General features: G+C 60.1%; 25 protein-coding genes. 11 read left to right on the forward strand and 14 right to left on the reverse strand.

The features are described from left to right. Positions 1-85 precede the first annotated feature (85 nt). Positions 86-832, forward strand: coding sequence for a GntR family transcriptional regulator (locus M3N55_RS13920; protein WP_249060094.1), 747 nt, complete (start codon positions 86-88; stop codon positions 830-832). Further along, positions 819-1283 carry a YaiI/YqxD family protein gene (locus M3N55_RS13925; RefSeq protein WP_249060095.1) on the forward strand — a complete coding sequence of 155 codons (465 nt, stop codon included), beginning with the start codon at positions 819-821 and terminating at the stop codon, positions 1281-1283. The genes M3N55_RS13920 and M3N55_RS13925 overlap by 14 nt, the downstream gene beginning before the upstream one ends. 6 nt (positions 1284-1289) lie before the next feature. Here the strand turns inward: M3N55_RS13925 and M3N55_RS13930 are convergent, their stop codons facing one another. From M3N55_RS13930 to M3N55_RS13960, 7 genes are all read right to left on the reverse strand, one after another. Next, positions 1290-2279, reverse strand: a complete 990-nt coding sequence (locus M3N55_RS13930) for a zinc-dependent alcohol dehydrogenase (protein ID WP_249060096.1) — start codon at positions 2277-2279, stop codon at positions 1290-1292. A 9-nt stretch (positions 2280-2288) separates the two neighbouring features. Further along, the gene (locus M3N55_RS13935; protein WP_249060097.1) at positions 2289-3044 is read right to left on the reverse strand and encodes an SDR family NAD(P)-dependent oxidoreductase; all 756 of its coding nucleotides are present in this window, start codon (positions 3042-3044) and stop codon (positions 2289-2291) included. Then, positions 3044-4360 carry a histidinol dehydrogenase gene (hisD, locus tag M3N55_RS13940; protein WP_249060099.1) on the reverse strand — a complete coding sequence of 439 codons (1317 nt, stop codon included), beginning with the start codon at positions 4358-4360 and terminating at the stop codon, positions 3044-3046. Before hisD ends, M3N55_RS13935 begins: the two co-directional genes overlap by 1 nt. Before the next feature lie 35 nt (positions 4361-4395). Then, the gene (locus tag M3N55_RS13945) at positions 4396-5724 is read right to left on the reverse strand and encodes a TRAP transporter large permease (protein ID WP_249060100.1); all 1329 of its coding nucleotides are present in this window, start codon (positions 5722-5724) and stop codon (positions 4396-4398) included. A gap of 10 nt (positions 5725-5734) precedes the next feature. Next, entirely contained in the window at positions 5735-6241 is a 507-nt protein-coding gene (locus M3N55_RS13950) for a TRAP transporter small permease (RefSeq protein WP_249060102.1), read from the reverse strand. Positions 6242-6315: 74 nt separating this feature from the next. Next, positions 6316-7470, reverse strand: a complete 1155-nt coding sequence (locus tag M3N55_RS13955) for a TRAP transporter substrate-binding protein (RefSeq protein WP_249060104.1) — start codon at positions 7468-7470, stop codon at positions 6316-6318. Between the two features lie 25 nt (positions 7471-7495). After that, entirely contained in the window at positions 7496-7693 is a 198-nt protein-coding gene (locus M3N55_RS13960; protein ID WP_249060106.1) for a hypothetical protein, read from the reverse strand. Between the two features lie 158 nt (positions 7694-7851). Here M3N55_RS13960 and M3N55_RS13965 point away from each other — a divergent pair, with 158 nt between their 5' ends. Beyond that, complete coding sequence (locus M3N55_RS13965) at positions 7852-8880, forward strand: LacI family DNA-binding transcriptional regulator (RefSeq protein WP_249060107.1); 1029 nt, start codon at positions 7852-7854, stop codon at positions 8878-8880. Here the strand turns inward: M3N55_RS13965 and purU are convergent. The 5 genes from purU to M3N55_RS13990 all read right to left on the reverse strand — a co-directional run bounded on the left by purU (position 8856) and on the right by M3N55_RS13990 (position 14120). Further along, the gene (gene purU, locus M3N55_RS13970) at positions 8856-9740 is read right to left on the reverse strand and encodes a formyltetrahydrofolate deformylase (RefSeq protein WP_249060108.1); all 885 of its coding nucleotides are present in this window, start codon (positions 9738-9740) and stop codon (positions 8856-8858) included. The genes M3N55_RS13965 and purU overlap by 25 nt on opposite strands. Before the next feature lie 41 nt (positions 9741-9781). Next, the gene (gene glnT, locus M3N55_RS13975; protein WP_249060110.1) at positions 9782-11110 is read right to left on the reverse strand and encodes a type III glutamate--ammonia ligase; all 1329 of its coding nucleotides are present in this window, start codon (positions 11108-11110) and stop codon (positions 9782-9784) included. A gap of 71 nt (positions 11111-11181) precedes the next feature. After that, on the reverse strand, positions 11182-12525 hold the full coding sequence (locus M3N55_RS13980) for an FMN-binding glutamate synthase family protein (RefSeq protein WP_249060113.1): 1344 nt from the start codon (positions 12523-12525) through the stop codon (positions 11182-11184). Between the two features lie 11 nt (positions 12526-12536). After that, on the reverse strand, positions 12537-13220 hold the full coding sequence (locus tag M3N55_RS13985; RefSeq protein ID WP_249060115.1) for a GXGXG domain-containing protein: 684 nt from the start codon (positions 13218-13220) through the stop codon (positions 12537-12539). A 3-nt stretch (positions 13221-13223) separates the two neighbouring features. Then, positions 13224-14120 carry a class II glutamine amidotransferase gene (locus tag M3N55_RS13990; protein ID WP_249060117.1) on the reverse strand — a complete coding sequence of 299 codons (897 nt, stop codon included), beginning with the start codon at positions 14118-14120 and terminating at the stop codon, positions 13224-13226. 405 nt (positions 14121-14525) lie between these two features. Between M3N55_RS13990 and M3N55_RS13995 the strand changes: the two genes are divergently transcribed. From M3N55_RS13995 to M3N55_RS14010, 4 genes are read left to right on the forward strand one after another with little or no spacing between them, the layout of a single operon-like run. After that, complete coding sequence (locus M3N55_RS13995) at positions 14526-15662, forward strand: aminomethyl transferase family protein (RefSeq protein ID WP_249060120.1); 1137 nt, start codon at positions 14526-14528, stop codon at positions 15660-15662. Positions 15663-15720: 58 nt separating this feature from the next. Next, positions 15721-16329 (forward strand): dimethylamine monooxygenase subunit DmmA family protein, encoded by a 609-nt coding sequence (locus M3N55_RS14000; RefSeq protein ID WP_249060122.1) that lies wholly within the window; start codon positions 15721-15723, stop codon positions 16327-16329. Then, complete coding sequence (locus M3N55_RS14005; protein WP_249060123.1) at positions 16326-17288, forward strand: PDR/VanB family oxidoreductase; 963 nt, start codon at positions 16326-16328, stop codon at positions 17286-17288. Before M3N55_RS14000 ends, M3N55_RS14005 begins: the two co-directional genes overlap by 4 nt. 13 nt (positions 17289-17301) lie before the next feature. Continuing rightward, a complete protein-coding gene (locus M3N55_RS14010) occupies positions 17302-18369 on the forward strand; it encodes a heme-dependent oxidative N-demethylase family protein (RefSeq protein ID WP_249060125.1) in 1068 nt (355 codons plus the stop codon). Between the two features lie 2 nt (positions 18370-18371). Here the strand turns inward: M3N55_RS14010 and M3N55_RS14015 are convergent, their stop codons facing one another. After that, on the reverse strand, positions 18372-19034 hold the full coding sequence (locus M3N55_RS14015; RefSeq protein ID WP_249060127.1) for a helix-turn-helix domain-containing protein: 663 nt from the start codon (positions 19032-19034) through the stop codon (positions 18372-18374). An 89-nt stretch (positions 19035-19123) separates the two neighbouring features. On the opposite strand from M3N55_RS14015, the gene M3N55_RS14020 reads away from it, so the two are divergent. The 3 genes from M3N55_RS14020 to M3N55_RS14030 all read left to right on the forward strand — a co-directional run bounded on the left by M3N55_RS14020 (position 19124) and on the right by M3N55_RS14030 (position 22683). After that, positions 19124-20128, forward strand: a complete 1005-nt coding sequence (locus M3N55_RS14020) for a GlxA family transcriptional regulator (RefSeq protein ID WP_249060136.1) — start codon at positions 19124-19126, stop codon at positions 20126-20128. A gap of 327 nt (positions 20129-20455) precedes the next feature. Beyond that, complete coding sequence (locus tag M3N55_RS14025; RefSeq protein ID WP_249060138.1) at positions 20456-21817, forward strand: ammonium transporter; 1362 nt, start codon at positions 20456-20458, stop codon at positions 21815-21817. A gap of 134 nt (positions 21818-21951) precedes the next feature. Further along, positions 21952-22683 carry a FadR/GntR family transcriptional regulator gene (locus M3N55_RS14030; protein WP_249060148.1) on the forward strand — a complete coding sequence of 244 codons (732 nt, stop codon included), beginning with the start codon at positions 21952-21954 and terminating at the stop codon, positions 22681-22683. An 8-nt stretch (positions 22684-22691) separates the two neighbouring features. Here the strand turns inward: M3N55_RS14030 and M3N55_RS14035 are convergent, their stop codons facing one another. After that, positions 22692-23999: an ABC transporter substrate-binding protein gene (locus M3N55_RS14035; RefSeq protein ID WP_249060150.1), complete on the reverse strand. Its 1308-nt coding sequence runs from the start codon at positions 23997-23999 to the stop codon at positions 22692-22694. 169 nt (positions 24000-24168) lie between these two features. On the opposite strand from M3N55_RS14035, the gene M3N55_RS14040 reads away from it, so the two are divergent. After that, positions 24169-25539: an NAD(P)-binding domain-containing protein gene (locus tag M3N55_RS14040; protein ID WP_249060152.1), complete on the forward strand. Its 1371-nt coding sequence runs from the start codon at positions 24169-24171 to the stop codon at positions 25537-25539. Positions 25540-25625: the final 86 nt, after the last annotated feature.

Raw genomic sequence — 25625 nt, forward strand, 5'->3', positions numbered from 1 at the left:
CACTTCTATATAGTTTATATGATAAAGTAAGGTCAATGCCCTTACCGCTTTCTCGTTGGGTTTTCGGCATTTTACGGATAAATACATGAAATCGTTTCGTTCGGAGGTGTCCATGTCCTTGCGCCCAGTTTCTCAACCACTCCACCAGCAGTTGCGCGACCTCATGCTGGGACGCATCGAATCCGGGGAATGGTCGCCGGGCACCTTCTTGCCATCCGAAACCCGGTTGGCAGAGGAATACGGCGTCGCGGTCGGCACATTGCGCAAGGCATTGCTGGACATGGCCGCCGAAGGTCTGGTTCAACGCAGGCAAGGCAAGGGCACGGTCGTGTCCAGCCATGACAGCGACGCGGTGTTGTTTCGCTTCTTCAACCTGCGCCGCGCGGATGGCACCACCTTCCACCCCGAAAGCCGGGTTCTGGACCGGGCGCGCCGCATGACGACCCCGGCAGAAGCAGTCGCGCTAGGTCTAGCGACAGTGTCCGATGTGGTCTGCATAACCCGCGTGCGCGATGGCGACGGGGTGCCGCTGATCTATGAGCGTATCATGCTGGACGCCGCCCGCTTCGGCAGTCTGCTGACCGCCCCCGACCCGCTGCCCAATACGCTTTATCAGCTTTACCAGACTGAATTCGGCGCAAGCGTTTTTCGTGCGGTGGAAAAGATCACAGCCTGCGCGGCGAATGCCGATTGCGCCCGCGAACTGGGACTGGAGCTTGGCACACCAATCTTGCGCGTGCATCGTGTGGCCGTGGACTATAATGGCGCGCCGCTAGAATTGCGGATTTCCTACATCAACACCAAGGCCATGCATTACCATGCCGAAGTCTGACCCGGTCATCTATGTCGATGCCGATGCCTGCCCAGTCAAGGCAGAGGTCGAACGCGTCGGCACTCGCCACCGCGCGCGCATGGTGATCGTGTCGAACGGGGGCATTCGCCCGTCGCAGAACCCGCTGGTCGAAACCGTGATCGTCAGCGCGGGCGCGGATGAGGCCGACAAATGGATCGCGGATCTCGCCGGGCCGGGTGATGTGGTGGTGACAAGTGACATTCCACTCGCCGCGAAATGCGTGGAAGCCGGCGCGCAAGTGCTCCGGCATGACGGGTCAGAACTGTCAGAGGCAAATATCGGCACCGTTCTGGCCACACGCGACCTGATGGCCGATATGCGCGCCGCAGACCCATTCCACCAAGGGCGCGGGCGCAGTTTTTCCAAGGCCGACCGGTCCCGGTTTCTGGACGCGCTGGAACGCGCGATGCAGCGCGCCAAACGCGCCTAAGCCACCTCAGACCACCTGCAACACGATCTTGGCCGCATCCACGTTCCCTGCATCCAGATCCGCAAAGGCTTGCGCGCCGTCATCTAGCGCGCGGGTTTCGACCCAACCCAAAGCGCCCAACGCCCCTTGCCCAAGCGCCGCCAAGGCATCGGTAAAGTCTTGCGGTGTGTAGCAATACGACCCTGTCACACAGATTTCCTGTAGCGTGATCCGGCGAATGTCGTAGCCATCCTGCCCCGGCAGAAGCCCGACATGCACGATCACCCCACCGGGCCGAACAAGGCGCGAGGCATCGGCGCGGGTGGCCTTTGCGCCCACGGCATCGATCACCAGATCGAAGGCATCCGGGCCGGGGTCACGAGAGGCAGGATCAAACGTGTCGATCCCCGCCTCTGGCGCAAGAGTGGCGCGTCGCCCCGCGTGCGGTTCGGCCACGTGAATACTGGCCGCGCCCATATGACGCGCCACCAGCGCGGCGGCCACGCCAATTGCCCCCGCGCCCTGCACCAGCACGCGCGGGGCGGATTGTTTCAAACGCTCCAGCCCAATGCGCACCGCGTGCCATGACACCGCCATGGGTTCGGCCAGCGCCGCATCGCGCATGGATAACCCTTCGGGGATTGGCAGCAGATTGCGCTCCGGGATGGTGACATACTCCGCAAACGCACCGGGGCGCGGTGGCATGGAGATTATCGCACGCGTGGGTGACAAATGCGGACGGCCTGCCTTTGCGGCGGGGCAATCGGGGTCTACCACCAGCGGGTTGATGGCTACCGCCTGCCCTGTGCGCGGGCCATCAGCGACAATGCCAGCCGCCTCATGCCCCAGAACCAGCGGTGCAGGGCGGCGGTCGTCATACCCGTGATAGGCGTGCATGTCGGAGCCACAAATGCCCACGGCGTGCACGGCGACAAGCACCTCGCCTTCGGCCGACTGTGGCACGGGCAGGTCAGCCAGTTCCATCTGGTTTGGCCCGGTATAGAGAAGCGCACGCATGGTCTGTCCTTATTTCGCGGTAAAGCCGCCATCGACGAAAAGCGTCTGCCCAGTGATATAGCCAGATGCGTCAGAGCATAGAAACACGGTCGCGCCGTGTAGGTCTTCCAACCTGCCGTTACGGCCAATCGCTGTGCGCGCGGCATTGGCGGCAGCCAGTTCCGGGTTGCCGAACACGGGGGCGGTCAATGGCGTGGGGAAGAACCCCGGCGCGATGGCGTTGCAGGTGATGCCTTGGCTTGAGAATTCTTCCGCCATGGCGCGGGTCAGTTGCACCACACCACCCTTGGCCGCCCCGTAAGGCGCGGAATTGGCGAAAGCACGGGCAGATTGCAACGAGGCAAGGTTCAACACCCGCCCCCAGCCGCGCGCGGCCATGCCGGGAGCCAGATGTTGGACCAGCAAGAACGGCGCGCGCAGGTGCAGCGCCATGTGCAGGTCAAATGCTTCCGGCGTGACTTGGCCGTAAGGTTCGCGCAAGTTGACGCCTGCGGCGTTGACCAAGATGTCCACCTCGCCTGCCGCCTGTGCCAGCCCCGCTACTGCGGCTGCATCGGCCAGATCGGTCGGGTGGGCGCTGGCGTCGATGCCATCCGCCGCCAGCTCTTCGACCGCCGCCGCCAGCTTATCGGGCGCGCGGGCGGCAAGGGCGACAGACGCCCCGGCCAACCCAACCGCGCGCGCCATGGCCAGACCGATGCCCGAATTTCCCCCTGTCACCAGCGCGCGCCGACCGGTCAGGTCGAACAGATGCGCCAACCGCATCAGACGGACTCTACCGGTGCGCCCAGATCAAAGTTGTGGCCGGGGTAGTATTTGGCCAAGCGCACATCGGCAGTGCGGGCATGTGCCTCCATTCCTTCCAGCCGCGAAATGCGGGCGGTGCGGATGCCCAGTTCCTTGCTGGCCTCGCGGTTCGCTTTCTGCCATGTCAGGGGTTTGAGGAATTTGTGCACCGACAGACCGGCCGAATATTTGGCGGCGTATTTGGTGGGAAGAATGTGGTTCGGGCCGGAGCACTTGTCGCCATATGCGACGGTGGTTTCCTCGCCCACGAACAAGCTGCCATAGTTGGTCAGGTTGGCCATCCACCAGTCCAGATCGGCGCAATGCAGTTCCAGATGCTCGGACGCGTAAAGATCCGACACCTCGACCAGTTCCGCGCGCGTGTCGCACAGGATCACTTCACCATAATCGCGCCATGCACAATCGGCGGCATCGCGAGCGGGTTCGGGCAAGGTTGCGATCAGTTCGGGCACACGCGCCATGACGGTTTCGGCCAGGGCTTTGTCATCGGTGAACAACCATGCCGGGGATTCGTGGCCGTGTTCGGCCTGCCCCACCAGATCGACCGCGACGATTTCCGGATCTGCCGACGCATCCGCAATGATCCCGATTTCCGATGGCCCAGCGAACACGTCAATGCCAACCTTGCCAAAAAGCGTGCGCTTGGCTTCGGCCACGAATTTATTGCCCGGCCCGACGATCACATCCGCGGGTTTGCCGGTGAACAACCCGTAGGCCATAGCTGCAATCGCCTGCACGCCACCCAAGGTCAGGACCATATCGGCGCCTGCTTCGCGCATGGCATACAGCACATATGGGTGCATCCCGCCGCCGCGATAGGGGGTGGAACAGGCGATTACGGTTTTCACACCCGCCGCCTTGGCCGTTGCCACCGACATGCAGGCAGACGCGATATGCGCATAGCGCCCGGTCGGCACATAGCAGCCCGCGACATTACACGGCACCCATTTCTGACCGGCGGTCAGGCCGGATGGCATGGTCATCTCAAAATCTTTGACAGAGTCGCGCTGCGCCAAGGCAAAGGTGCGGACCTGCTCCACGGCAAAGGCGATATCTTCGCGGACCTGCTGGGGCACTTCTTCGGCGCGGGCATCCATTTCGGCGCGGCTGACAAGGATTCCACCGTCCCATTTATCCAGCGCGCGGGCGTAATGCCTGACCGCGTCTTCGCCCTCCGCCTCGATCCGTGCGAGCATCTCATTCACGACGCGCTGCGCTTCGGCAGAATTCGTCTCCGGCGTTTTTTCGGCTTTTTTCAGATAGGTCGTTGCCATCTGCATGTCCTTTGTCTTGGGTTAGGCAGCCGCGCTCAGCGCATGAGCGGCGGCAAGAAGGTTGTAGAGATCGCGGGGATGAAGGCGATCATCAGAACGACGATCAACATCAGAACCATGAAGGGAATGGCGCGGTAGGCGATTTTCAGGATCGATTCACCCGTCAGTCCCGACACCACGAACAGGTTCAGCCCCAAGGGCGGTGTTATGAACCCGACCCCCAACGTGGTAATCATCATGATGCAGAACTGCACGTCATTCATGCCGATTTCCTGTGCCAGCGGGAACATCAGCGGCGCAAGGATCACGATATTCGGGGTCGTTTCCATAACGCAGCCCGCGACGATCAGGATGCCGATCATCAGAAGGATGATGATGGCCGGATTTTCCGACACGGTCGTCATGGCATAGACAAAACCCTGCGGCACACCGATGATCGCCATCGCCTGCGACAGCGGCAGCGAAAACGCCACGATGGGCAGGATCACACCGTTGACCTTGGCGGATGAAATCATCATCGACGGGAAGTCGGAAATCTTCAGCGTGCCCAGCAAAAAGCCCATGGCGATGGTCACGGTCACGGCGGCCGCGCCTGCTTCGGTTGGCGTCAGACGGCCAGAGAAGATGCCGTAGAAAATGATGCCGGGGATCATGAACGCATACCAGCCCTTCGCCAGCACCCGACCCAGATTGGCGGCCCATTCCCCAAAGCTCATCAACTGCCCTTCGGCCTTGGCCATCTTGCGGCTGACGATGATGTTGGTGACAAGGATCGACCCAAGAATAAGCAGACCCGGAATGATCGCGGCCTTAAAGAGCGTGCTGGCGGATATGCCCAGCACAAGGCCAATGACGATATAGGCAATCGAGGGCGGGATCAGGATGCCAGTGCAAGCCCCTGCTGCGACCAGTGCGCAAGCGTAGGGGCGAGCGTAGCCAGACTCGACCAGACGGTCGATGGTCATACGGCCCACGGCGGCAGCGCCCGCCGCGTCCGACCCGGAAATGGCCGAGAACATGCCGCACACGAGCACGGTGGCCGAGCCAAAGCCGCCACGCGCCCAGCAGGTCAGCGCATCGGCCACGTCCAGAAACTTGCGCGACAGCCCGGTGCGCACCAGCACGTCACCCGTCAGGATAAACAGAGGCACAGCCGTCAGCGCGAAATGGTCGATGCCGCCGAACAGCGTCTCGCCTACTATGCCAACTGGCAAGGCTTGCGACATCACCAGGATGCCGATGGACGCCACCCCGATACAGGCCCAGATCGGCACACCAAGCGCGATCAGGACGAAGAAAACGATCAGAGGCAGGTAGAAATCCCAACCAAGCTCGACCGTGAATTGTTCCAGTGTCCAAAGCATGGAAGCCTCCTCAGTCGAACAGTTTTTCGCCAGTGAATGGCGGCTCGTTGCGTCGCAAGCTACCGATGTCGCGCCAGATGGATTGCAACAGCCGCGCGCTGACCATGGTAAAGCCTATGGGCACGGCGAGCAGGAAATAGACCATCGACACCCGCAACCCGTGGCTGACCGACCCGAACCGCATGGAAGTTTCGACCGCGTGCCATGACCAGATGACCACAGCCACCGCGACCGCCAGCATGATCAGGTCGCCCAGCAGGTAGAGCAGCGTTTGCGCCCGGTGCGGCAGTGCATGAAAGATAACGTCAATGCGGATATGCGCGCGATCCTTGATGGCAGCCGAGGCCCCGATCCAGACAAGGTAGATGAAGGAATATCGCACCAGTTCCTCGCCCCAGATGGACGAATAAGCCAGAACCTCGCGGCGGATCACCTCGACCACCATGGTGGTGACAAGCAGAATGTAGAAGAAAAGCAATGCCCAGCGTTCAGCATTGCGGTCCAATGCGCGCAGCATGGCCGGTCCTTTCGGTCGGTCTGTGGTCGGGGAATGGTTCGGTGGGCCAAGTTAGGCCCACCGGTGGCAAATGCTTAGGCGTCGTGAACCGGGATACCGGCATAGGTATCGGCAGCTTCGGCCAGACCGTTGAAGGTATCCATGTCGCCAGCAAGCTCGGTCTTGAAATTGTCCCACTCGCTGCGCTGGTAACCGACCGTTTCGCGCCATTCGTTCAGCTGATCTTCGCTCAAGCTGTGGAACTGAACGCCAGCCTTGCGCATTTCGGCCATCGCGTAGTTGCGTGCCGAGGGCACCTTGGCCAAGTTCTGCATCATGGTGATGCGGCCTGCTTCCTCGATCCCGGCCTGCACGTCTTCGGGCATTGAATTGAACCATTCCAGGTTCATCGAATAGACTTGGCTGTCCGGCACCGGCTGGTTGAAGGTGACATGGCTGAGGATGTCGCGGAAGCCGAACACGTTCAGCGCGCCGACCGATGGATCAAGCCCATCCGCCACGCCCTGCGTGATAGCCGATGGGGTCTCGCCCCAGGCGACCGGGGTCGGGTTCGCGCCTGCCATCGAATAATACTGCTGCAGCATCTGCGAGCCGGGCACGCGGAATTTGACGCCAGCCAGATCGGACGGCACCAGAACCGGGTTCTCGATCCCTTTGCGCAGTGCGATCACGCGCGGATCGATCACGATGTAGAACAGTGGCTTGAAGCCACGCTCTTCGACTTTGGGGTGAACATTGTTGATCCAGGTTTCGGAATTCACAAGGTTCACGAAACGCTGGTTTGACCCGCAGAGATAAGGCAGGTTGATCAGGTCCACAACCGGCGCGAAGGGCGCGAAGTTCGACAGCGAGTGCTGCGCGCACTGGATCGCACCGTTCTGCACGCCGCTGACAAGCTCACCGCCGGACCCAAGCTGACCGCCCGGCGCCAGACGCACATAGACCTTGCCGTTGGTTGCGTTCTGGATGTTTTCCTTCAGGTCCAGCTGCATGATGGGGTAGCTGCGCGTCGCGCCCAGAACATAGGCGGTGGCGATGGTCATGACATGCTCGGCAGCGGCCTGACGCTCGCGCTCTTCTGCCGCCGTCTGTGCCGCCGCTTCCGAGGACCAGAGCGTGCCCGCCGCACCCGCAACCACGGCAGCGGTAAAGCTGCCCGTTGTGGCCAGTTTCAGGAAATTGCGCCGCTCCGCGCTTTTGAGTTCTACCTGCGTTTTCTTATCCGTCATGACCTGTCTCCTCCCTTGATGTTGGTCAGTTTTTCTTGCGCTCGCGCGCTTCGCGCCCAAGGCCACCAGCCGCAAAGCACAGCACCGAAACGCCCAGCAAGATTGCTTCCTGTTTCAGGCTGATGATCGGGCTTCGCGTGCTGGCGGCGTAGATCACATGGCCGAAATAGCCAGAAAACAACCCCAAGGACGCCAGCAAAGCCAGATTTTCCCATCGCGACATGACGCCTCTCCCCCTGCGTTTCATGTAGATCCTTGGCCTTGTGTAAACGCTTACATAGGCGCACGCATGAGTCAAATCATTTCTATATAGTTTACATAAAATATTTGAACGCGCGGGCGCGATCATGCTATGTAAATTTTACATTTCCAGATGAAACCATGACAAAACGCTCCAAACCCACGCTTATCGACATCGCTGCCGCCTGCGATACGTCCATCGCCACGGTGTCGCGCGCCTTGTCAAAACCCGGGCTTGTGCAACCCGAAACGCTGGAACGCGTGCGCGCCGTCGCCGCCAGCATGGGGTATGTCCCGAATCGCCGGGCGCGCGCCTTGGTCTCCGGTCGGTCGAACACGGTCGGCGTGGCAGTTCCGACTCTGGCCAGCCCGATCTTCTCGGCCTGTTTGCAGGAAATGCAGAAAGCGCTTTCCGTCAATGGCTACCAACTGTTGATCGCCTCGCATGAATACGACCCCGCAGCAGAGGCTGCGGCGCTGGCGCAACTTATCTCGCATGGGGTGGATGCGCTGGTCGTGGTCGGGGCCGGACGTCCGCAAGCCACATGGGCCTTGATCGACAGTGCAGAGGTGCCGCTGGTGCAATTATGGGAAGGGCGCGCCGGGTTCGACAGCGTGCTGGTCGATAATCGGCACGCGGGCGAACTCGCCGCTCGGCACCTGCTGGAGCTTGGGCATAGCCGTATCGGGGTCATCTGCGGCGAAAGGACGATCAACGACCGTCAGGCCGCACGGGTGGCCGGAATTCGTGACACGCTGAATGCGGCAGGGCTGGACCTGCCCGAGCGGCTGATTTCGGAACAAGCCCCCAATGTCATGGCTGGGCGCAGCGGCTGCGCGGCACTGCTGGAACAGGCGCCCCGCCCCACGGCTATCATCGGTGCCATGGACATGCTGGCCATGGGGGCCATGCTGGAAGCGCAGGCGCGGGGCCTTGATGTGCCCGGCAAGATGTCCCTTGTCGGGATAGACAATATTGATGTCAGCGCGCACCTCTCGCCCGCGCTGACAACAGTGGATATTCCAGCAACCCTCATTGGGGCGGAAGCCGCCGCCATGGTGTTGCGGCGGCTTGCGTCAGACAATCATGAGCACGAGAAGGTCGTCCTGCCCATCGGCATTGTCGCGCGGCGGTCAACCGGACCCTACCCCATGCGTTCCGATGCATAAGACCCCGGAGAGGCCGGGAACACCACTGTCTTATTCCCGTTCAGGAACACCCGGCGGTGAATATGGGCATGGATTGCACGGGCCAGAACCTGGCTTTCGACATCGCGCCCAAGGCTGACATAATCACTGGGCGATTGCGCATGGGTAACGCGCACGATGTCTTGTTCGATGATCGGGCCTTCGTCCAGATCGGCGGTCACATAATGCGAGGTCGCGCCGATCAGCTTCACCCCACGTTGATACGCCTGCTTGTAAGGGTTCGCGCCCTTGAAGCTGGGCAAGAAACTGTGATGGATGTTGATGATCCGGCCCGACATTTTCTGGCACATCGCATCCGACAGAACCTGCATATAGCGCGCCAGCACGATCAGGTCAGCGCCGGTTTCTTCGACCACGTCCATGATGCGGGCTTCGGCCTGAGGCTTGTTGGCCTTGGTCACGGGAATGCAGTGGAACGGAATGTCGTGGTTCACGACCACCTTCTGGTAATCCATGTGGTTCGAGATCACCGCCACGATGTCGATGGGCAGCGCCCCGATCCGCCACCGATACAGCAGATCGTTCAGGCAATGGCCGAAACGCGACACCATGATGATGACCTTCATGCGCTCTGCTTCATCATGGAAGGCATACTCCATCCCGAAGCGGGCACCGATCTCTGCAAAGCCTGTCTGTAGGCTGTCCAGCGTGGCCGCTTCTTCGCTGGCAAAGCTGACCCGCATGAAGAAGCGGCCGGTTTCCATATCGTCGAATTGGGAAGAGTCAGTAATGTTGCAGCCATGATCGGCCAGAAAGGCGGCAATGGCGGCAACAATCCCACGCGTGCTGGCGCAGGTGACAGTCAGGGCAAAGCTGTGCATCGGTGGTCCTTTGATATGCCCGATGGAGGGCGATTCGCGCCTCAGATATCAAGCGTGTTGTCTTTTTCCCAGCGGCTGAAATGCGACACAAAGGAATTCCATTCCTTGTGTTTCAGTTTCAGATAGGAGCGCGAGAAATCATACCCCATCGCCGCCATCAATTCCGGGTCGGCTTCATAGGCGCGCAGGGCATCCAGCATGTTCAGGGGCAGCTTTGGAGCATCCGTGATCGTGTGACCTTCCGAATACATGTCGATATCGCGGCGCGGGCCGGGATCGGCCTGCGTGCGGATACCGCTCAGGCCCGCCGCAATGATGACGGCCTGCAACAAATAGGGATTGGCCGCGCCATCCGGCAGGCGCAATTCGAACCGCCCTGGCCCCGGCACACGCACCATATGGGTGCGGTTGTTGCCGGTCCATGTCACCGAATTAGGCGCCCATGTTGCGCCCGACATGGTGCGCGGCGCGTTGATCCGCTTGTAGCTGTTCACCGTAGGGTTGGTGATCGCGGCCAAGGCGCTGGCGTGCTTCATGATCCCGCCAAGGAAATGCTTGCCCCGCTCTGACAGCCCGACCTCCCCGGTCTGGCCCGTGCCGGCCCCGGCAAAGACATTGACCTTGGTATCCTTGCCCGGTGCGTCCCACACGGAAATATGCACATGGCAGCCATTCCCGGTCAGTCCTTCGATGGGCTTGGGCATGAAAGTCGCGCGCAGCCCGTGTTTTTCGGCAACCGACTTGACCATGAACTTGAAGAAACTGTGCTTGTCGGCGGTTTTCAGGATATCATCGAATTCCCAGTTCATCTCGAACTGGCCATTCGCGTCCTCATGGTCGTTCTGATACGGACCCCAGCCCATATCCAGCATGTAATCGCAGACCTCGCGCACCACGTCGTAGCGGCGCATGACGGCTTGCTGGTCGTAGCAAGGTTTCTCGGCGGTATCGAACGGGTCAGAAATAGCATCGCCTTCGGGGGTCAGCAGGAAATACTCTGCCTCGACCCCGGTTTTCACATGCAGCCCTTCCTGCGCGGCCTCTGCGATCAGACGGCGCAGCACGTTGCGCGGGGCTTGTGCCACGTCCTGGCCTTCCATCACGCAATTTCCGGCGACCCACGCGACCTCTGGCTTCCACGGCAGTTGGATGACCGAGTCCGGGTCCGGCACCGCCAGCATGTCCGGATCGGCGGGGGTCATGTCCAACCACGTCGCAAAACCCGCGAAGCCCGCGCCATCTTCCTGCATGCCGGCAATGGCCTGCGCCGGCACCAGCTTGGCACGCTGCCCGCCGAACAGGTCGGTAAAGGAAATCATGAAATACTTGATGTCGCGGTCGGCCGCGAATTGTGCCAGATCGAGTGTCATGCGTCTGTCCCCTGTTGGTCTTGTTCTTGAACGAAAAGCGCGGGCCAGCATGTGCCGGCCCGCGTCGAATATTAGTAGCCTGCGCCCGGTTTGCCCGGATACCAATCCGTCCCGGCCAATGGAATTTGCGCCATTGCTGCCGCCTCCATGGTTAGGGCACACAGGTCTTCGGGTTCCAGATTGTGCAAGTGGTTGTGCCCGCAAGCCCGCGCGATGGTCTGGGCTTCCAGCGTCATCACCTTCAAGTAGTTGCGCAAGCGCCGCCCGGCCTCGACCGGGTCCAGCCGTGCGGCCAATTCCGGGTCTTGCGTGGTAATACCCGCCGGGTCCCGGCCTTCGTGCCAGTCGTCATAGGCGCCCGCAGTGGTGCCAAGGGCGTTATACTCGTCCTCGTATTTCGGGTCATTGTCGCCCAACGCGATCATGGCCGCGGTCCCGATGCTGACCGCATCCGCGCCCAGTGCCAACGCCTTGGCCACATCTGCCCCGGTCCGAATACCGCCAGAGACAATCAGCTGCACTTCGCGATGCACACCCAGATCCTGCAACGCGCGCACGGCAGGCCGAAGGCAAGCCAGCGTGGGCAGACCCACGTTTTCAATGAACACATCCTGCGTTGCTGCGGTCCCGCCCTGCATTCCGTCCAGAACCACCACATCCGCCCCGGCCTTGACCGCAAGCGCCACGTCGTAATAGGGCCGCGTACCACCGACCTTGACATAGATCGGCACCTGCCAGCCGGTGATCTCGCGCAATTCAAGAATCTTGATTTCCAGATCATCCGGGCCGGTCCAATCCGGGTGACGGCAGGCCGACCGCTGGTCAATCCCTTTGGGCAAGGTGCGCATTTCCGCCACACGGTCGGAAATCTTCTGGCCCAGCAACATGCCGCCGCCACCGGGTTTCGCGCCTTGGCCTACGACAATCTCAATCGCATCTGCTCTGCGCAGGTCGTCGGGGTTCATACCGTAGCGCGAGGGCAGGTATTGATAGACCAGCGTCTTGGAATGCCCGCGCTCTTCGGCGGTCATGCCGCCGTCGCCTGTCGTGGTGGACGTTCCCGCTTCCGACGCACCGCGCCCCAAGGCTTCCTTGGCTTGCGCGGATAGCGCGCCAAAGCTCATCCCCGCAATGGTGATCGGGATATCCAGCTTGATCGGCTTTTTCGCGAACCGCGTGCCCAGCGTGACGCTGGTGTCGCATTTCTCGCGGTAGCCCTCTAGCGGGTAGCGGCTGACCGACGCGCCCAGAAACAGCAGGTCGTCGAAATGCGGGACCCGCCGTTTTGCACCGCCGCCGCGGATGTCATAAATCCCGGTGGCCGCAGCCCGACGGATTTCGGCGTTGATCGGGTTCGAAAACGTTGCCGATTGAAGCGGCATTGTGCGCGGTGTGCGGCGTTCATCGTCTTTCATGGTCATACCCCTTAGTAGGCCGCAGCATTATCGATGTCGAAATTGTAGAGCTTGCGAGCAGAGCCGTAACGCCGGAACTCTTCTGGCTGGGCATCAACCCCCGCGCGCGCCAAAAGATCGCGCAGAATCTCCAGATGTTCGGAACGCATCTCTTTCTCTATGCAGTCTGCGCCAAGGCTTTTGACGGACCCGCGCACGAACAACCGCGCCTCATACAGCGAATCACCCAACGCGTCGCCTGCATCGCCACAGACAACCAGATTGCCCGCCTGCCCCATAAACGCCGACATATGCCCGATATTGCCCTGCACCACGATGTCGATCCCCTTCATCGAAATGCCGCAGCGGCTGGACGCATTGCCCTTGATAACCAACAAACCGCCGCGCCCCGTGGCCCCTGCGTATTGGCTGGCATCACCGTCGATGACGACAGTGCCAGACATCATGTTTTCGGCAACGCCCGGCCCGGCGGAGCCGGTGACGTGTATATTCGCCTGCTTGTTCATGCCGCCGCAATAATAGCCGGTGGACCCGCGCACGGTGACGTCAATCGGCGCATCCAGACCCACGGCAATGGCGTGCGCCCCGCGTGGGTTCAGAACTTCCCATTCTGTGGCGTTGGTCTGCGCCGCTTGTGATTGCAGCGTTGCATTCAACTCGCGCAGGGGCTGGGTGGCAAGGTCTATGGTCTGCATGGCTCAGTGGCTCCAGAAATAAACGGTTGCGGGTTCGGGTTCCCAGACGCGGGCAGAATCGATCCCCGGCAGGTTAACCAGCGCGCGGTATTCGGACCCAAAGGCAACATATTGGTCGGTTTCGGCCATAACCGCAGGCTTGCAAGCAATCGGGTCACGCACCACGCCAAACCCGTCCTTGGTGCCAACAACGAAGGTAAAGAACCCGTCCAGGTCGTCGATGGAGGATTCGAGCGCCTCGCCAAGCGTGGCCCCTTCACGCATTCGCCAGCTTAGGTAAGCGGCTCCGACTTCGGTGTCGTTTTCGCTTTCGATCCGCATCCCCGCCGCGCGCAGCTTGCGGCGCAGGCTGTTATGGTTGGACAACGACCCGTTATGCACAAGGCACTGGTCGGCCCCGGTGGAAAACGGGTGCGCCCCTTGCGTTGTCACCGCCGATTCGGTCGCCATTCGGGTATGGCCAATGCCGTGGCTTCCTGACATGGCCGACAGGCTGAACCGCGCGGCCACGTCCTTGGGTAGCCCAACTTCCTTGAAGATCTCGATCCGCTCGCCGTCACTCATGACGCGCAATCCGGGGCGCAATTCGGCAAGCGCGGCCCGCGCCGATTCTGCTTTGTCTGCGGGCAGGTCGATCACCGCATGGGTGTCGACGGCCCGCACAGAGGCCGAAGTGCCAAGCACCGCCGACAAATCCTCTGCCAAGGTTGCAAAATCATTGTCGGGCTGCGCGGATTGCACCGTCATCTTGGCGCGTCCGCCCTGCCCGGCGCCGTAAATTGCGATACCGGCACTGTCGGGACCACGGTCCGTCATGGTGATAAGCATATCGGTCAGCATCGCCCCCAACTGGGGTTCGAGCGATTTGTCTTTCAGGAATAATCCGACAATCCCGCACATGGCTTGTGTCCTCTTGGTCTTGGGGTTGTGGTGACGCTAGCAGCAAACAAAACGGCCATCAACTGTTAAGAATTATTTTTTCCTAAGCGGAAATATCTTTCCGGAAGCAGCCCAAGATTTAAGCGCCGACGCTCCGCAAGCAGCCGCGCCCCCATTGCGGCGCGATTCGAGGCAAGCCGAAGACCACCCAAACCCAATTTGAACCAATTATGCACCGCGATGCGGCAACTCCAAGCCTGTACAGCTCAACTTTTTGCCTGTTGGGAAAATTATTTTCTTTTTGTGTTGATTTTTTGGCTCAATGTGGTCTGCTTTCTGAAGCAAGGCGCGGATACTGGCTCAGGGCTTCAGGCCCGTGAAACCAATTCAGACCAAAACGCGCTACCTAATTGATGGGAGAGAGAGATGACGCAATCCTGGCGCTTTTCAGCATTGGCCGACCGGCACCGCGCGATGGGGTCGGGGCTGGAGGACTGGTCCGGCATGGGCACGGCGTGGAGCTATGACAAGGATCAGGAAGAGGAATATCTTGCGATCCGCACCAAGGCGGGGTTCATGGATGTGTCCGGTCTGAAGAAAGTGCATGTGGTGGGGCCGCATGCGTTTCATGTGATCGACCGCGCGACCACGCGCAACGCCGACAAGATCAAGCCGGGGCGCAGTTCCTACGCGACCATGCTGAACGACGACGGCAAGTTCATCGACGATTGCGTGATCTACCGCACCGGGCCGAACGCCTATATGGTTGTGCATGGCGCGGGTCAGGGGCATGAGCAACTGACCATGGCGGCGATGGGGCGGGACGTGGATATCCGCTTCGACGACAACCTGCATGACATCTCATTGCAAGGTCCGCTGGCGGTGGATTTCCTGGAACAGCAGGGCGTGCCGGGCATTCGTGACCTGGCCTATTTCTCGCATATCCAGACCATGCTGTGGGACAAGCCGGTGATGATCTCTCGCACCGGCTACACGGGCGAGCGCGGATATGAGATTTTCTGCCGCGCGCAAGATGCCGTGTCAATCTGGGATGCGCTTGTCGAACAGGGCGCGCCGATGGGGATTATCCCGACCCGCTTTACCACGCTCGACTGGCTGCGCGCCGAAAGCTACCTGCTGTTCTATCCGTATGACAATTCTGAACAATATCCGTTCGAGGATGAGAAAGCCGGCGACACGCTGTGGGAGCTGGGGCTGGATTTCACCGTGTCCAAGGGCAAAACGGGGTTCCGCGGGGCCGAGGAACATTACCGGCTGAAGGGCAAGGAACGCTTCAAGATTTACGGCGTGAAGCTGGAAGGCACCACGCCCGCCGAAGAAGGTGCCGCGCTGATGAAAGACGGCCAACAGGTCGGTGTGGTCACGATCGGCATGTATTCCTCGCTGAACACGCATAATGTGGGGATTGCCCGGATGCCGGTGGACTGCGCCATCGATGGCACGGCGATGAGTGTCAAAAACGCCGATGCCGAAATTCCCTGCGTGGCCCATTCCATGCCCTTCTACGACCCGGACAAAAAGCGCCGCACCGCCAAGGGCTAAGACCGGAACCGGGCATGCGGCTGCGCATGCCCGCCCAGCTAAAGGAGTCGCCTTCAGGATGAGCCGTTTCCACTTTCCCCCATCTATACACAGCCGCCCCGTTTACGGCACACTCGCCCCCCGCGCCGGTGCCGCCCAGATCATGCTTGCCGATGCCGAAGGGGCCGAGGCGATTTTATCTGTGGCACAGGCTGACCCAGAGCTGATGCGCCGGGCGCATGTCATCTATATTCCGAAGGGCACGGGTGACAGATTCACCGACCCGCTTCGCGCCGCCGCCCCCGATATTCTGCATATCGCGCCCAGCTACGGCGCCTGCACGCAGCGCCTGCACCGTGTGTTCAGCGCCGCCCCGATGGGCGCGCAGATCTATCTGGCCGGAACCGAAGGGCTGATCGGGCAGGCCATGGCGCTGGCCTTGCAGATCGGTATTCCGAAATCCGCCATCCAGACCGAACATCGCGGGTCCGTCGCGCGACGGGTGCAATGCGTGCATTGCAAGGGCATCACCGAGGACGTGATGACCGACCCGTTCCAATGCGGCCATTGCGGGCTGAACCTGTTTGTGCGCGACCACTACTCGCGCAGGTTGGCCGCGTTTCAGGGTGTCTGCATAGATGCCGAAGACCCCGGCAATGTGCCTGCCCCGGTGGAGTTGTATTCATGAGCGCCGGTCCGGGAAAGCTGCCCGTTATCGTCACCGCCAAGGTCAAGCTGAACGATCTGGTCACGCGGTTTGAATTCGCCCATGCCGACGGCAAGCCGCTGCCGCCGTTTTCTGGCGGCGCGCATACGGTGGTTGAAATGCGCGATGGCGATGTGACCCGGCTGAACCCCTATTCGCTGATGTCCGACCCGGTGGACCCCACGCATTACGCCATTTCCGTGCGGCGCGACGCTGCCGGGCGCGGCGGGTCGATGTTCTTGCATGACAAGGTGCAGGTGGGTGACAGGCTGGTGCTGGGCACCCCGGTCAACCTGTTCGCGCTGGACCTGACCGCGCGCAAGCATCTGATGATCGCGGGCGGTATCGGGGTCACGCCGTTTGTGGCGCAGATCAAGCAATTGCAGACCACGGGCGGCGCGTTCGAATTGCATTATTCGGCCCGGTCGCAGGCTTTGGCCAGCTATGCCGACGACTTGCGCGCGGCGCATCCCAAACGGGTGAAGCTGTATCTGGACGACCAGAGCCAGCAAATCCCGCTGGAACGCCTGCTGTCGGGCCAGCCACCCGGAACCCATGTCTATGTCTGCGGGCCGCGCGGGATGATCGACTGGGTTCTGGCCACCGCCGAACGCCTTGGCTGGCCGCCCGAGGCCGTGCATTCCGAAGAATTCCTCGCCCCGCAATCGGGCAAGCCGTTCGATGTGGAATTGGCACAATCGGGCAAGACCATTACCGTGGGCGAACATGAAAGCCTGTTGGAAGCCATGGAGCGCGAGGGCGTTGATGCCCCCTATCTGTGCCGTGGCGGGGCCTGCGGGCAATGCGAAACCGGCGTGATCGCGCATGACGGCACGTTCCAGCATCACGATCATTGGTTGGAAGATGACGAGCGCGACGGCAGCAAGATCATGCCCTGTGTCAGCCGGTTCGAAGGAACCCGGTTGGTGCTGGACAGGTAAAGGAGACGGGACCATGACGATCCAGTTCAATGACGAAACTTTCCGCGACGATTACACCTTCCGCAACTCGGAATGGGCGATCAAACGCTTTCCCTTCCCCTTCCACGAAGACAGCTACATGTATTCGGTCAACATGGAACGCCACCGGGGCGGGCCGGACGGGTCCGTCTATGCCAAGCGCTTCGATGTGGACGAACATTATATCGCGGAAATGCGCGACCGCGCGCTGGTCTTGGCGGATGACCCGCTGCGCTGCCAGTCCTTGCCGCATATGACGCTGGCGGGGTGGGACTTGCTGGAACTTATCATGGTCAGCAAATCCGAGGATTACCCCGATCTGTTCGAATTGCACCGCGACGGCACCACATGGCGCTGGGTCAACAAGCCCTTGGGCATTGACGACACCTTCACCTTCATGGACGAGGCCAGCCTGCCCTATGGCCCGATGGAATACATCACCCGCCAGACCCAAGGCGATTTCGCGGTGCTGGACCAGCGCGAGAATAACCTGTGGATGGATGCGGGTATGGTCACAACCCAGGCCGATTGGTCGCTGGATTTCGACATCGGGATGAACTTTTTCGAATGGCACGCGCCGGTGCCGCTGGCGCATGAAATGGGCGTGTTCAAACGCGCGCTGAAATTCCTGCTGAACGTGCAGCAAGACAGCCCGGCGCGGCGCTTGAACTGGACCATGACCGTCAACCCGCTGCTGGATACCAGCCCGGAAAACTACCATAAATGGGGCATCCAAAAGACCACGCTCACGCCAGAAAACGTCGGCCGCAAGCAACATCTGCGCGTCGAATTGCAGACCTTCTACCGCCTGCCGCGATCAAACGCGCTTGTCTTCCCGATCCGCTGCTACCTGATCGCGCTGGAAGACCTTGTGACCGTGCCGAAATGGGGCCGCCGCCTGCACCGGGTGATCCGCGATCTGCCGGCTGAACTTGCCACCTACAAAGGCTTCATCGACAACCGCCCGATCATCCTGGACTACCTGTCGCGCTTCGATGACGGCCTGCCCACATCACCCGGAATATGGCCCGACATCCACAGCGAACCCCCACTGCAAACCTGATGTCACACGTTCTGCGGATACGCGATGATCGACAAATATCGCGCAGGGAGCTTTTCCAGAACTTCTGGCCCGTGCGGCGCATCCGCATCGAAAAACAAAGTGTCGCCGGGTTTAAGGGCATACAGCGTGTCATTGTGGCGATACTGCAATGCGCCTTCCAGCATGTAGATCGTCTCTATCCCGCCGTGCTGAAAGGTCGGGAATATATCGGACTCCAGCGTCAGCGTAATCAGGTAGGGTTCCACCATGACCCCGCTGGCATTGGACCCGATATGCCCAAGCAAGTTGTATTGATGCCCGGCGCGGGTGCCCGCGCGTTCGGTTTCAACCCCTGCGCCTGCCGGGGTGTGAACCGCCTCTCGATGCTCTTCGAACCCACGGAAAAACGCGGTCAGAGGCACGCTCAGCGCATGCGACAAAGCCTGAAGCGTGGTCAGCGAGGGCGAGGTGTTACCATTCTCGATCTTGGACAGCATGCCAATGGACAACCCGGTCAATTCCGCCAAGTCCGCCACCGTGATACCCTTTTGACGACGAAAAGCGCGCACTTCGCGCCCGATCGCCACTTCCAGCACCTTTTCGCGCTCCTCGCGCGTGCTGTGGGGGTCTTGGCGCAACGGAGCAGCGCGCCCGGCAAGCTCGGATGGTTTCACGGTGGTTGTCATCTGATCCCTTTCGGCATGGGCACGACCTTGGATTTCGACAAACAGGTCATCAAGGAGCCTGCGAAATGTTTAACCGCAGTATACAGAATATGACTGAAAATGAAAATATCCAGCTCGGTTTCCTGATTTTCCCGGGCTTTCCGATGGCTTGCCTGACCTCGATGATCGAACCGTTGCGCGCGGCGAATGAAATCGCAGGGACGCGCGCCTTCGCATGGAGCCTTATTTCAGAGGATGGCGCACCGGTGGAAAGCAGCGCAGCGGTGGCCTTTCACCCGAATTGTGCGCTCGCCGGGGCAGGGCATCTGGATTACCTGTTTCTGCTATCCCCGCCCAATGGCCATTTCGCGGAACCGCGCAAGGGCTATGGCGCATTGCGCAACCGCGCCCGCCACGGTGCGACGCTGGGGGGCGTTAGCGGCGGGGTGTTTCCATTGGCGCGTGCGGGCCTTCTGGATGGGCATGTAACCTCTGTTCATTGGTGCTACGCAACCGCCTTCAGCGACGAATTCCCCGAGCATCGCACCACGGATGATGTCATCATGGTAGACCGCCGTCGTGTCACGATATCTGGCGCGGCTGCCGGGTTCGACCTTGCCTTGCGTCTTATCAAGAACCGCTTCGGCGATGCGGTGACGACCGAAGTGGCCTGCTGGTTCCAACACCCCTTCGTGCGCGGCGACGGTGTGCGGCAGCGCATCCCCGCGCTGCGCTCTACCGCGGCATCTGACATGTTGCCCGAGCCGGTTGCCGAGGCGCTCCGCATTATGGATGACCACCTTGAAGACCCGATCGCCGTGGGTGATATCTGCGAGCAGATCGGGATTTCACCACGCCATCTGGAACGGTTGTTCAAGATGCAACTGGGCAAAAGCCCCAAGCTTTACTACCGCGCGAAACGGCTGGATGCCGCGCGGCAACTGGTGATGTATTCCAATCGCCCACTGCGCGAGATTGCTCTGTCCTCTGGCTTTTCCAGTCCCGCCGCACTGCGCCGTCGCTATGCCGAAGCCTATGGCCTCACCCCCGAAGATGATCGGGACCGCATAAACATGTTCCGCGTGCAGCAAAACGCGCCAGTACCGTCCAGTTGACAGAAAAGTGATTCGTTTGGCCGATTCGGCGCGCTCACGGCGAACAGATGATGGGACCACAGCCTTAACCAAATTGGACCAAAATTTCCGCATTCCTGAAAATGCCAGACCCGAACTGGACCAATATCACACCAAAAGGAAAGTTTTATTCTCAAAAGGCAATTTTATGCTTTGTAAAACCTTAACCTAAGGTCATCCTTTTCTTGTCGCGGCAACCGGTTGCCAGATTGGTTCAGAGTGCTGTCGACGGACAACAGGGATCAAGACCCTTCAGCGAAGGCAGGCCCAACCCGGTCCTTGGCTTCGCAACAGGTCATGGAGAATGAAATGTCACTAAATCTGGAAACCGTCTTTGCCGAGCAGGTCACACTGAACTCGCTTGTGCAAAATCTTGTTTACGCATCCGGCACAGTCGGGGCGATCATGGTTGTCGTCGGCCTGCTGATGATCGACGCAGGCACGACCCGCAGCAACAACCTGCTAAATTCGACCCTTGAAAAGCTGATGGGCTTCTTCATCGGGTTTGCAACCTATTTCATCATAGGGTTCGGCTTCTGGGCCGCGCAATACTACATCATGGAAGGCGCGACGCTAACCGATTCCATCAAGGATTGGTGGCTGGCGGGCGGCATGTCGAACGCTCGTGCGCATGAGGTCGATCCTGGGGTGTTTCCGGGGCTGAACACGTTCCAGATCTTCATCTTCTTCCTTGCGTGCTTTGCTGGCATCATCAACGTGCTGTTCCATTTCGCGGTCGCAGAGCGGATGAAGGCAGCGGCCTATTTCATCTTTTGCGCGGTCGCGACGGTGGTATCCTCGGCGCTAAGCTGGGCAACATGGGGGTCTGTCGGCCCGCTGACCAATCCCGGCTTTCACGACTTCTTCGGCGTGGGCTTTGTCTATCTGTTCCCGGCTGGCATGGCGCTTGTCATGGTGCCGAAACTGGGCGCACGCCCCGGCATGTTCGGGCCGCACGCCAAGGTTGCCAGCTATGACGCGCCCAGCATCGGGCTTGCGGCAACCGGGCTTATGACGATCTTCGCGGCGTTGCCGATGGTCATCTTGTCCTGCCTGTTCTTCTTCGACCCCGAAGCACTTGCCGTCAGCGTGACCATGGCGAACACCAGCGTTGGCATTGCCTTCAACAATTACGGGTTGGCTTGGGCTGGCGGCGCAATTTCGGGCCTTCTGATCGCTTACAAAACCCGCAGCTACGCCTACACGCTTCTTGGCCCACTTGCGGGTTATGTCGCCGGAGCCTCGGGCTTTGACGTGTATTTGCCTTGGCAAATGTTCCTCGTGGCCCTTGGCGCGCCTTTCGTCGCCTATGCGGTCTACGAATTCACGCTTAAGCGCGGCATTGATGAACACAAGCTGTTCCCGCTGTTCTTGGGCGCGGGCAGCTATGGGCTTATCATGCTGGGCATCTTCAAGGCCGGAACCCCGCGCGGCGGCTACCTTGGATTCGAGGACGGCGCCTATGCGTTCCAGCACGGCGAAATCGGCATAGTCATGCAGCTTGCCGGCATTGCGGCCTGCGTCGGCGCAGGTGTCGTCACCGCTCTGGTGCTGGGTTTCATTCTGGAGAAGACCATCGGTCTTAAGGTGGATGAGAACGATCAGGCCGATGGTCTGGACCAGAAAGTCTGGGACATCGCGCCAGCACCGGCCGCAACCCCTGCGGAATAAACCGACACAGTGCGCCACGCCGGTTTGAGCGTGGCGCGCTTTCATCGTACCAACATTTCTGGCCATTTCCCGCTACAGTCACTATGTAAGCTGATGGACGCTCAGCCGCGCTGGCGGTCAAGGGAACAGGCGAAATGGGACTTGTAATGAATTCACGGCTGGAAGCAGGGCTTGTGCTGGATCAAGCCGTGGGCGGCACCGTGCAAGTCGTAATCGACACGCTGTTTGCGAAAATCCAGTCAGAGGAATACCCGGCAGATTCGCGCCTTCCCAGCGAGCGCGCCTTGGCCGCGGAACTGGGCGTATCTCGGAACACGGTGCGCGAGGCGCTTGATGTGCTGGCCACGCATAACATTATCCGGCGACGCGCAGGCAGCGGCAGTTTCGTGACCTATCGCGCACGCACGGTTGAGCATATGAGCAGTGGCTCTATCGCCGAGCGCACAAGCCCACTCGATCATCTGGTGGTTCGCAGCATCATCGAACCCGAAATGGTGCGGCTGGCCACCATCAATATGAGCCCGCGCGAGCTGGATGAACTTGATGACATCGTGTCGCGCATTGAACGCGTGCGCAGCGATGTGACGGAATTCATCAAATGCGAAGAAGAACTATACCGCAAGATCGCGCAAGGCACCCGCAACCCCCTGCTTGAAGCCTGCTACGAGATGACAATCGAAGTGTGTCGCCAAAGTTTTCGGACCGCGCTGATGCGCCGCCACCTGACGCCCGACCGCATTCAAAGCTACCAGACCCGCTATAATACGTTGTTCAATGCAATTGCCGCCCGCGACGTGGAAGCGGCGGTGGAATTCGTCAAACTGCATCTGGTGGATGAGCAAAAACTGCTGTTGCACGAAGGCTAACGCAAGGTTCAGTCCGCCCCGCCCGGCACACGCGGATGCAGGCTTTGCGGCACGGTCGGCGCAGCCAGTTTTTGGTGCCACAACTGACCAAGCTGGCGCATTTCAGCCTCTAGCAACGCTTCGTGTTGGTCCAGCCAGCCGCGCACCGATCCGAATTCGACGATGCGCGCCTTGCCTTTGTCGATCCGCACCACGGGCCAGTCGCCAACAAGCGCATGGCTGATTCCGAAAATCTCTTCTCCCCACCATTCGGCAGGGCCAAAGGCATGGTTGACCTGTCCCATTTGCTTCATGGCCGCCAGAACCGCCGATGCGTTCAGCGCGCCGACTTTCTCGACCGCCGCGTGCCAGATGTCGAGGATGGCGACATATTCCCAGCTGACCGCGCTCCAGCTATCGGGGAACCGGTCCTGATATTCGGCATAAAAACTATGCGGCTGGTTGAAGAAAAACGCCTTCTCTGCCAAAGCCGGATCGTCGAAATCAGGAAACTGGAAGATCGCGCCTTCCATGAACTCGACCGATGTGCGCGCAACCAATCTCTCATATTGGTCCAGCGTGCAGGACAGAATCTTGCCTCGAAACCCCTTCGCATGGGCATATTCGGTCATGGCATGAACCATAGGTGTGTAGCTGGTGCACCAGCATAGCAAGTCAGGGTCTTCTTCCAGCATGGGCTGGACGATGGCGGCCACATCCGTATCCTCTGGGGCGTATTGCACATCCTTGCAAATTGCATGGCCGGACGCGGCAAAAGCCGCGCGATACGTGGCGAGTGACGGCAGCCCGAATCCATCCCTTTGGCTGCAAAGCGCAACCCGCCGGACCTGCGGGCAGTTCCGCCCGATCCAGTCCACCCCAGTCACGTTGTAAACCGGATGCACCTCTGACGGCGCAATCAGATAGCGCATATCTGGCGACAGGTCGCTCGGCAGCAAGGTCGAGGCAAGAACGCGGCTGTCATTCAGCAGATCACGCAGATGCGCGACATAATCTCCGCCCAGCAGCATCAGCAACGAGACCTGATCTTGCCAGATCAATTCGCGCGCCAGAACAAGCGCCTGATCCGGATCATCGCCACAATCCCGCGCGATGATTCGCACAGGGTAGCGCCGTCCCTGGATCAGCAAGCCCCCCGCACGGTTGAGCCAATCCTCCCAGATCTGGCACCCCTGATAACCCGGCAAGCCCCAAGATTGCACAGACCCGCTTAGCGGCACCAACATGCCGATCTTGACCTCTTGCGTCATGCCCACGCCAAAGCTGGGCAGCAAACTGCGCATAGCCATGCGGTGAGCAAAACTGGTGTCGATCATGGCCAAAGATTAGCAGGTCCACCGCCCTGCGCGATGGGAAAAACGCCCTGCCCAAGAAAACATTTATTACTGTGGTGAAATTTATTGACAGATTGGATTGAAGTGGCGCAGCATTGGTTCAGACCAATTCTAGCATTGGTTCCCTTTCCTCGCTGACGGAGACATCACAATGACCCAGAAGAAAGTCGCAATCATTGGCGCCGGCCCCTCTGGTCTGGCCCAGCTGCGCGCCTTCCAATCCGCTGCAGCCCAGGGCGACGCAATCCCCGAAATCGTCTGCTTTGAAAAGCAGGACAACTGGGGCGGACTCTGGAATTACACATGGCGCACGGGTCTGGATGAAAACGGCGAACCGGTTCATTGCTCTATGTATCGTTACCTGTGGTCCAACGGCCCCAAGGAGGGGCTGGAATTCGCCGATTATTCTTTCGAGGAGCATTTCGGCAAGCAGATCGCTTCCTATCCGCCCCGCGCCGTGCTGTTCGACTATATCGAGGGCCGCGTGCAAAAGGCAGGCGTGCGCGACATGATCCGCTTCAGCACCGTGGTGCGCTGGATCAACTATGATCCAGATACGGAAAAATTCACCGTCACCGTGCATGACCACGCGCAAGACCATGTCTATTCCGAAGAATTCGACAATGTGATCGTGGCCTCGGGGCATTTCTCTGTCCCGAATGTGCCGCATTATCCGGGTTTCGAATCCTTCAATGGCCGCCTTCTGCACGCGCATGATTTTCGCGATGCGCGCGAATTCAGCGGCAAGGATATTCTGGTTATGGGGTCATCCTATTCCGCCGAGGATATCGGCTCACAATGCTGGAAATACGGCGCGAAATCGGTCACGTCCTGCTACAGGTCTGGCCCAATGGGGTTCGACTGGCCTGACAATTGGGAAGAAAAGCCCGCGCTGGAACGCTTGGAGGATAACACCGCCTATTTCAAGGACGGCACATCCAAACATGTCGATGCGATCATCCTGTGCACAGGTTACAAGCACAGCTTCAACTTCCTGCCCGATGACCTGCGCCTGAAAACCGCGAACCGCTTGGCCTCCGCCGATCTGTATAAGGGCGTGGTCTGGGTGCATAATCCCAAGCTGTTCTATCTTGGCATGCAGGACCAGTGGTTCACCTTCAACATGTTTGATGCGCAAGCCTGGTGGGTGCGCGACGCAATCATGGGGAAGCTGGATATTCCGTCCGACCTAGAAACAATGCTGGCCGATGTCGCTGAACGCGAGGCGCGAGAAGAAGCCAGCGACGACACCAAATACGCCATCAAGTATCAGGGCGATTATGTGAAGGAACTGATCGCCGAAACCGACTACCCATCCTTCGACGTAGACGGCGCCTGCGAGGCTTTCTACCAGTGGAAAAAGCACAAGTCGCAAAACATCATGGCGTTCCGCGACAACAGTTACCGGTCGGTCATCACAGGCACCATGGCACCGGTCCATCATACACCCTGGAAAGATGCGCTGGATGACAGCATGGCAAGTTACTTGCAGAACGAGGCAGAGACCACGCCCGCCGAATAACCCCCGGCGACCTGCGTGAGCCTTGTGCGCCCGGCCCTTTCCACGAGGGCCGGGCGTGTCGCTTTTTGTGGCTCATGTCGCAAACG

This window comes from Roseinatronobacter domitianus, from assembly GCF_023336755.1.
GTDB lineage: Bacteria > Pseudomonadota > Alphaproteobacteria > Rhodobacterales > Rhodobacteraceae > Roseinatronobacter > Roseinatronobacter domitianus.

Excerpts from the sequence above, each read along its gene's own strand:
- M3N55_RS13920 (WP_249060094.1), top strand. The coding sequence starts at position 86 with ATGAAATCGTTTCGTTCGGAGGTGTCCATGTCCTTGCGCCCAGTTTCT.
- M3N55_RS13925 (WP_249060095.1), top strand. The coding sequence starts at position 819 with ATGCCGAAGTCTGACCCGGTCATCTATGTCGATGCCGATGCCTGCCCA.
- M3N55_RS13930 (WP_249060096.1), bottom strand. The coding sequence starts at position 2,279 with ATGCGTGCGCTTCTCTATACCGGGCCAAACCAGATGGAACTGGCTGAC.
- M3N55_RS13935 (WP_249060097.1), bottom strand. The coding sequence starts at position 3,044 with ATGCGGTTGGCGCATCTGTTCGACCTGACCGGTCGGCGCGCGCTGGTG.
- hisD (WP_249060099.1), bottom strand. The coding sequence starts at position 4,360 with ATGGCAACGACCTATCTGAAAAAAGCCGAAAAAACGCCGGAGACGAAT.
- M3N55_RS13945 (WP_249060100.1), bottom strand. The coding sequence starts at position 5,724 with ATGCTTTGGACACTGGAACAATTCACGGTCGAGCTTGGTTGGGATTTC.
- M3N55_RS13950 (WP_249060102.1), bottom strand. The coding sequence starts at position 6,241 with ATGCTGCGCGCATTGGACCGCAATGCTGAACGCTGGGCATTGCTTTTC.
- M3N55_RS13955 (WP_249060104.1), bottom strand. The coding sequence starts at position 7,470 with ATGACGGATAAGAAAACGCAGGTAGAACTCAAAAGCGCGGAGCGGCGC.
- M3N55_RS13960 (WP_249060106.1), bottom strand. The coding sequence starts at position 7,693 with ATGTCGCGATGGGAAAATCTGGCTTTGCTGGCGTCCTTGGGGTTGTTT.
- M3N55_RS13965 (WP_249060107.1), top strand. The coding sequence starts at position 7,852 with ATGACAAAACGCTCCAAACCCACGCTTATCGACATCGCTGCCGCCTGC.
- purU (WP_249060108.1), bottom strand. The coding sequence starts at position 9,740 with ATGCACAGCTTTGCCCTGACTGTCACCTGCGCCAGCACGCGTGGGATT.
- glnT (WP_249060110.1), bottom strand. The coding sequence starts at position 11,110 with ATGACACTCGATCTGGCACAATTCGCGGCCGACCGCGACATCAAGTAT.
- M3N55_RS13980 (WP_249060113.1), bottom strand. The coding sequence starts at position 12,525 with ATGAAAGACGATGAACGCCGCACACCGCGCACAATGCCGCTTCAATCG.
- M3N55_RS13985 (WP_249060115.1), bottom strand. The coding sequence starts at position 13,220 with ATGCAGACCATAGACCTTGCCACCCAGCCCCTGCGCGAGTTGAATGCA.
- M3N55_RS13990 (WP_249060117.1), bottom strand. The coding sequence starts at position 14,120 with ATGTGCGGGATTGTCGGATTATTCCTGAAAGACAAATCGCTCGAACCC.
- M3N55_RS13995 (WP_249060120.1), top strand. The coding sequence starts at position 14,526 with ATGACGCAATCCTGGCGCTTTTCAGCATTGGCCGACCGGCACCGCGCG.
- M3N55_RS14000 (WP_249060122.1), top strand. The coding sequence starts at position 15,721 with ATGAGCCGTTTCCACTTTCCCCCATCTATACACAGCCGCCCCGTTTAC.
- M3N55_RS14005 (WP_249060123.1), top strand. The coding sequence starts at position 16,326 with ATGAGCGCCGGTCCGGGAAAGCTGCCCGTTATCGTCACCGCCAAGGTC.
- M3N55_RS14010 (WP_249060125.1), top strand. The coding sequence starts at position 17,302 with ATGACGATCCAGTTCAATGACGAAACTTTCCGCGACGATTACACCTTC.
- M3N55_RS14015 (WP_249060127.1), bottom strand. The coding sequence starts at position 19,034 with ATGACAACCACCGTGAAACCATCCGAGCTTGCCGGGCGCGCTGCTCCG.
- M3N55_RS14020 (WP_249060136.1), top strand. The coding sequence starts at position 19,124 with ATGACTGAAAATGAAAATATCCAGCTCGGTTTCCTGATTTTCCCGGGC.
- M3N55_RS14025 (WP_249060138.1), top strand. The coding sequence starts at position 20,456 with ATGTCACTAAATCTGGAAACCGTCTTTGCCGAGCAGGTCACACTGAAC.
- M3N55_RS14030 (WP_249060148.1), top strand. The coding sequence starts at position 21,952 with ATGGGACTTGTAATGAATTCACGGCTGGAAGCAGGGCTTGTGCTGGAT.
- M3N55_RS14035 (WP_249060150.1), bottom strand. The coding sequence starts at position 23,999 with ATGATCGACACCAGTTTTGCTCACCGCATGGCTATGCGCAGTTTGCTG.
- M3N55_RS14040 (WP_249060152.1), top strand. The coding sequence starts at position 24,169 with ATGACCCAGAAGAAAGTCGCAATCATTGGCGCCGGCCCCTCTGGTCTG.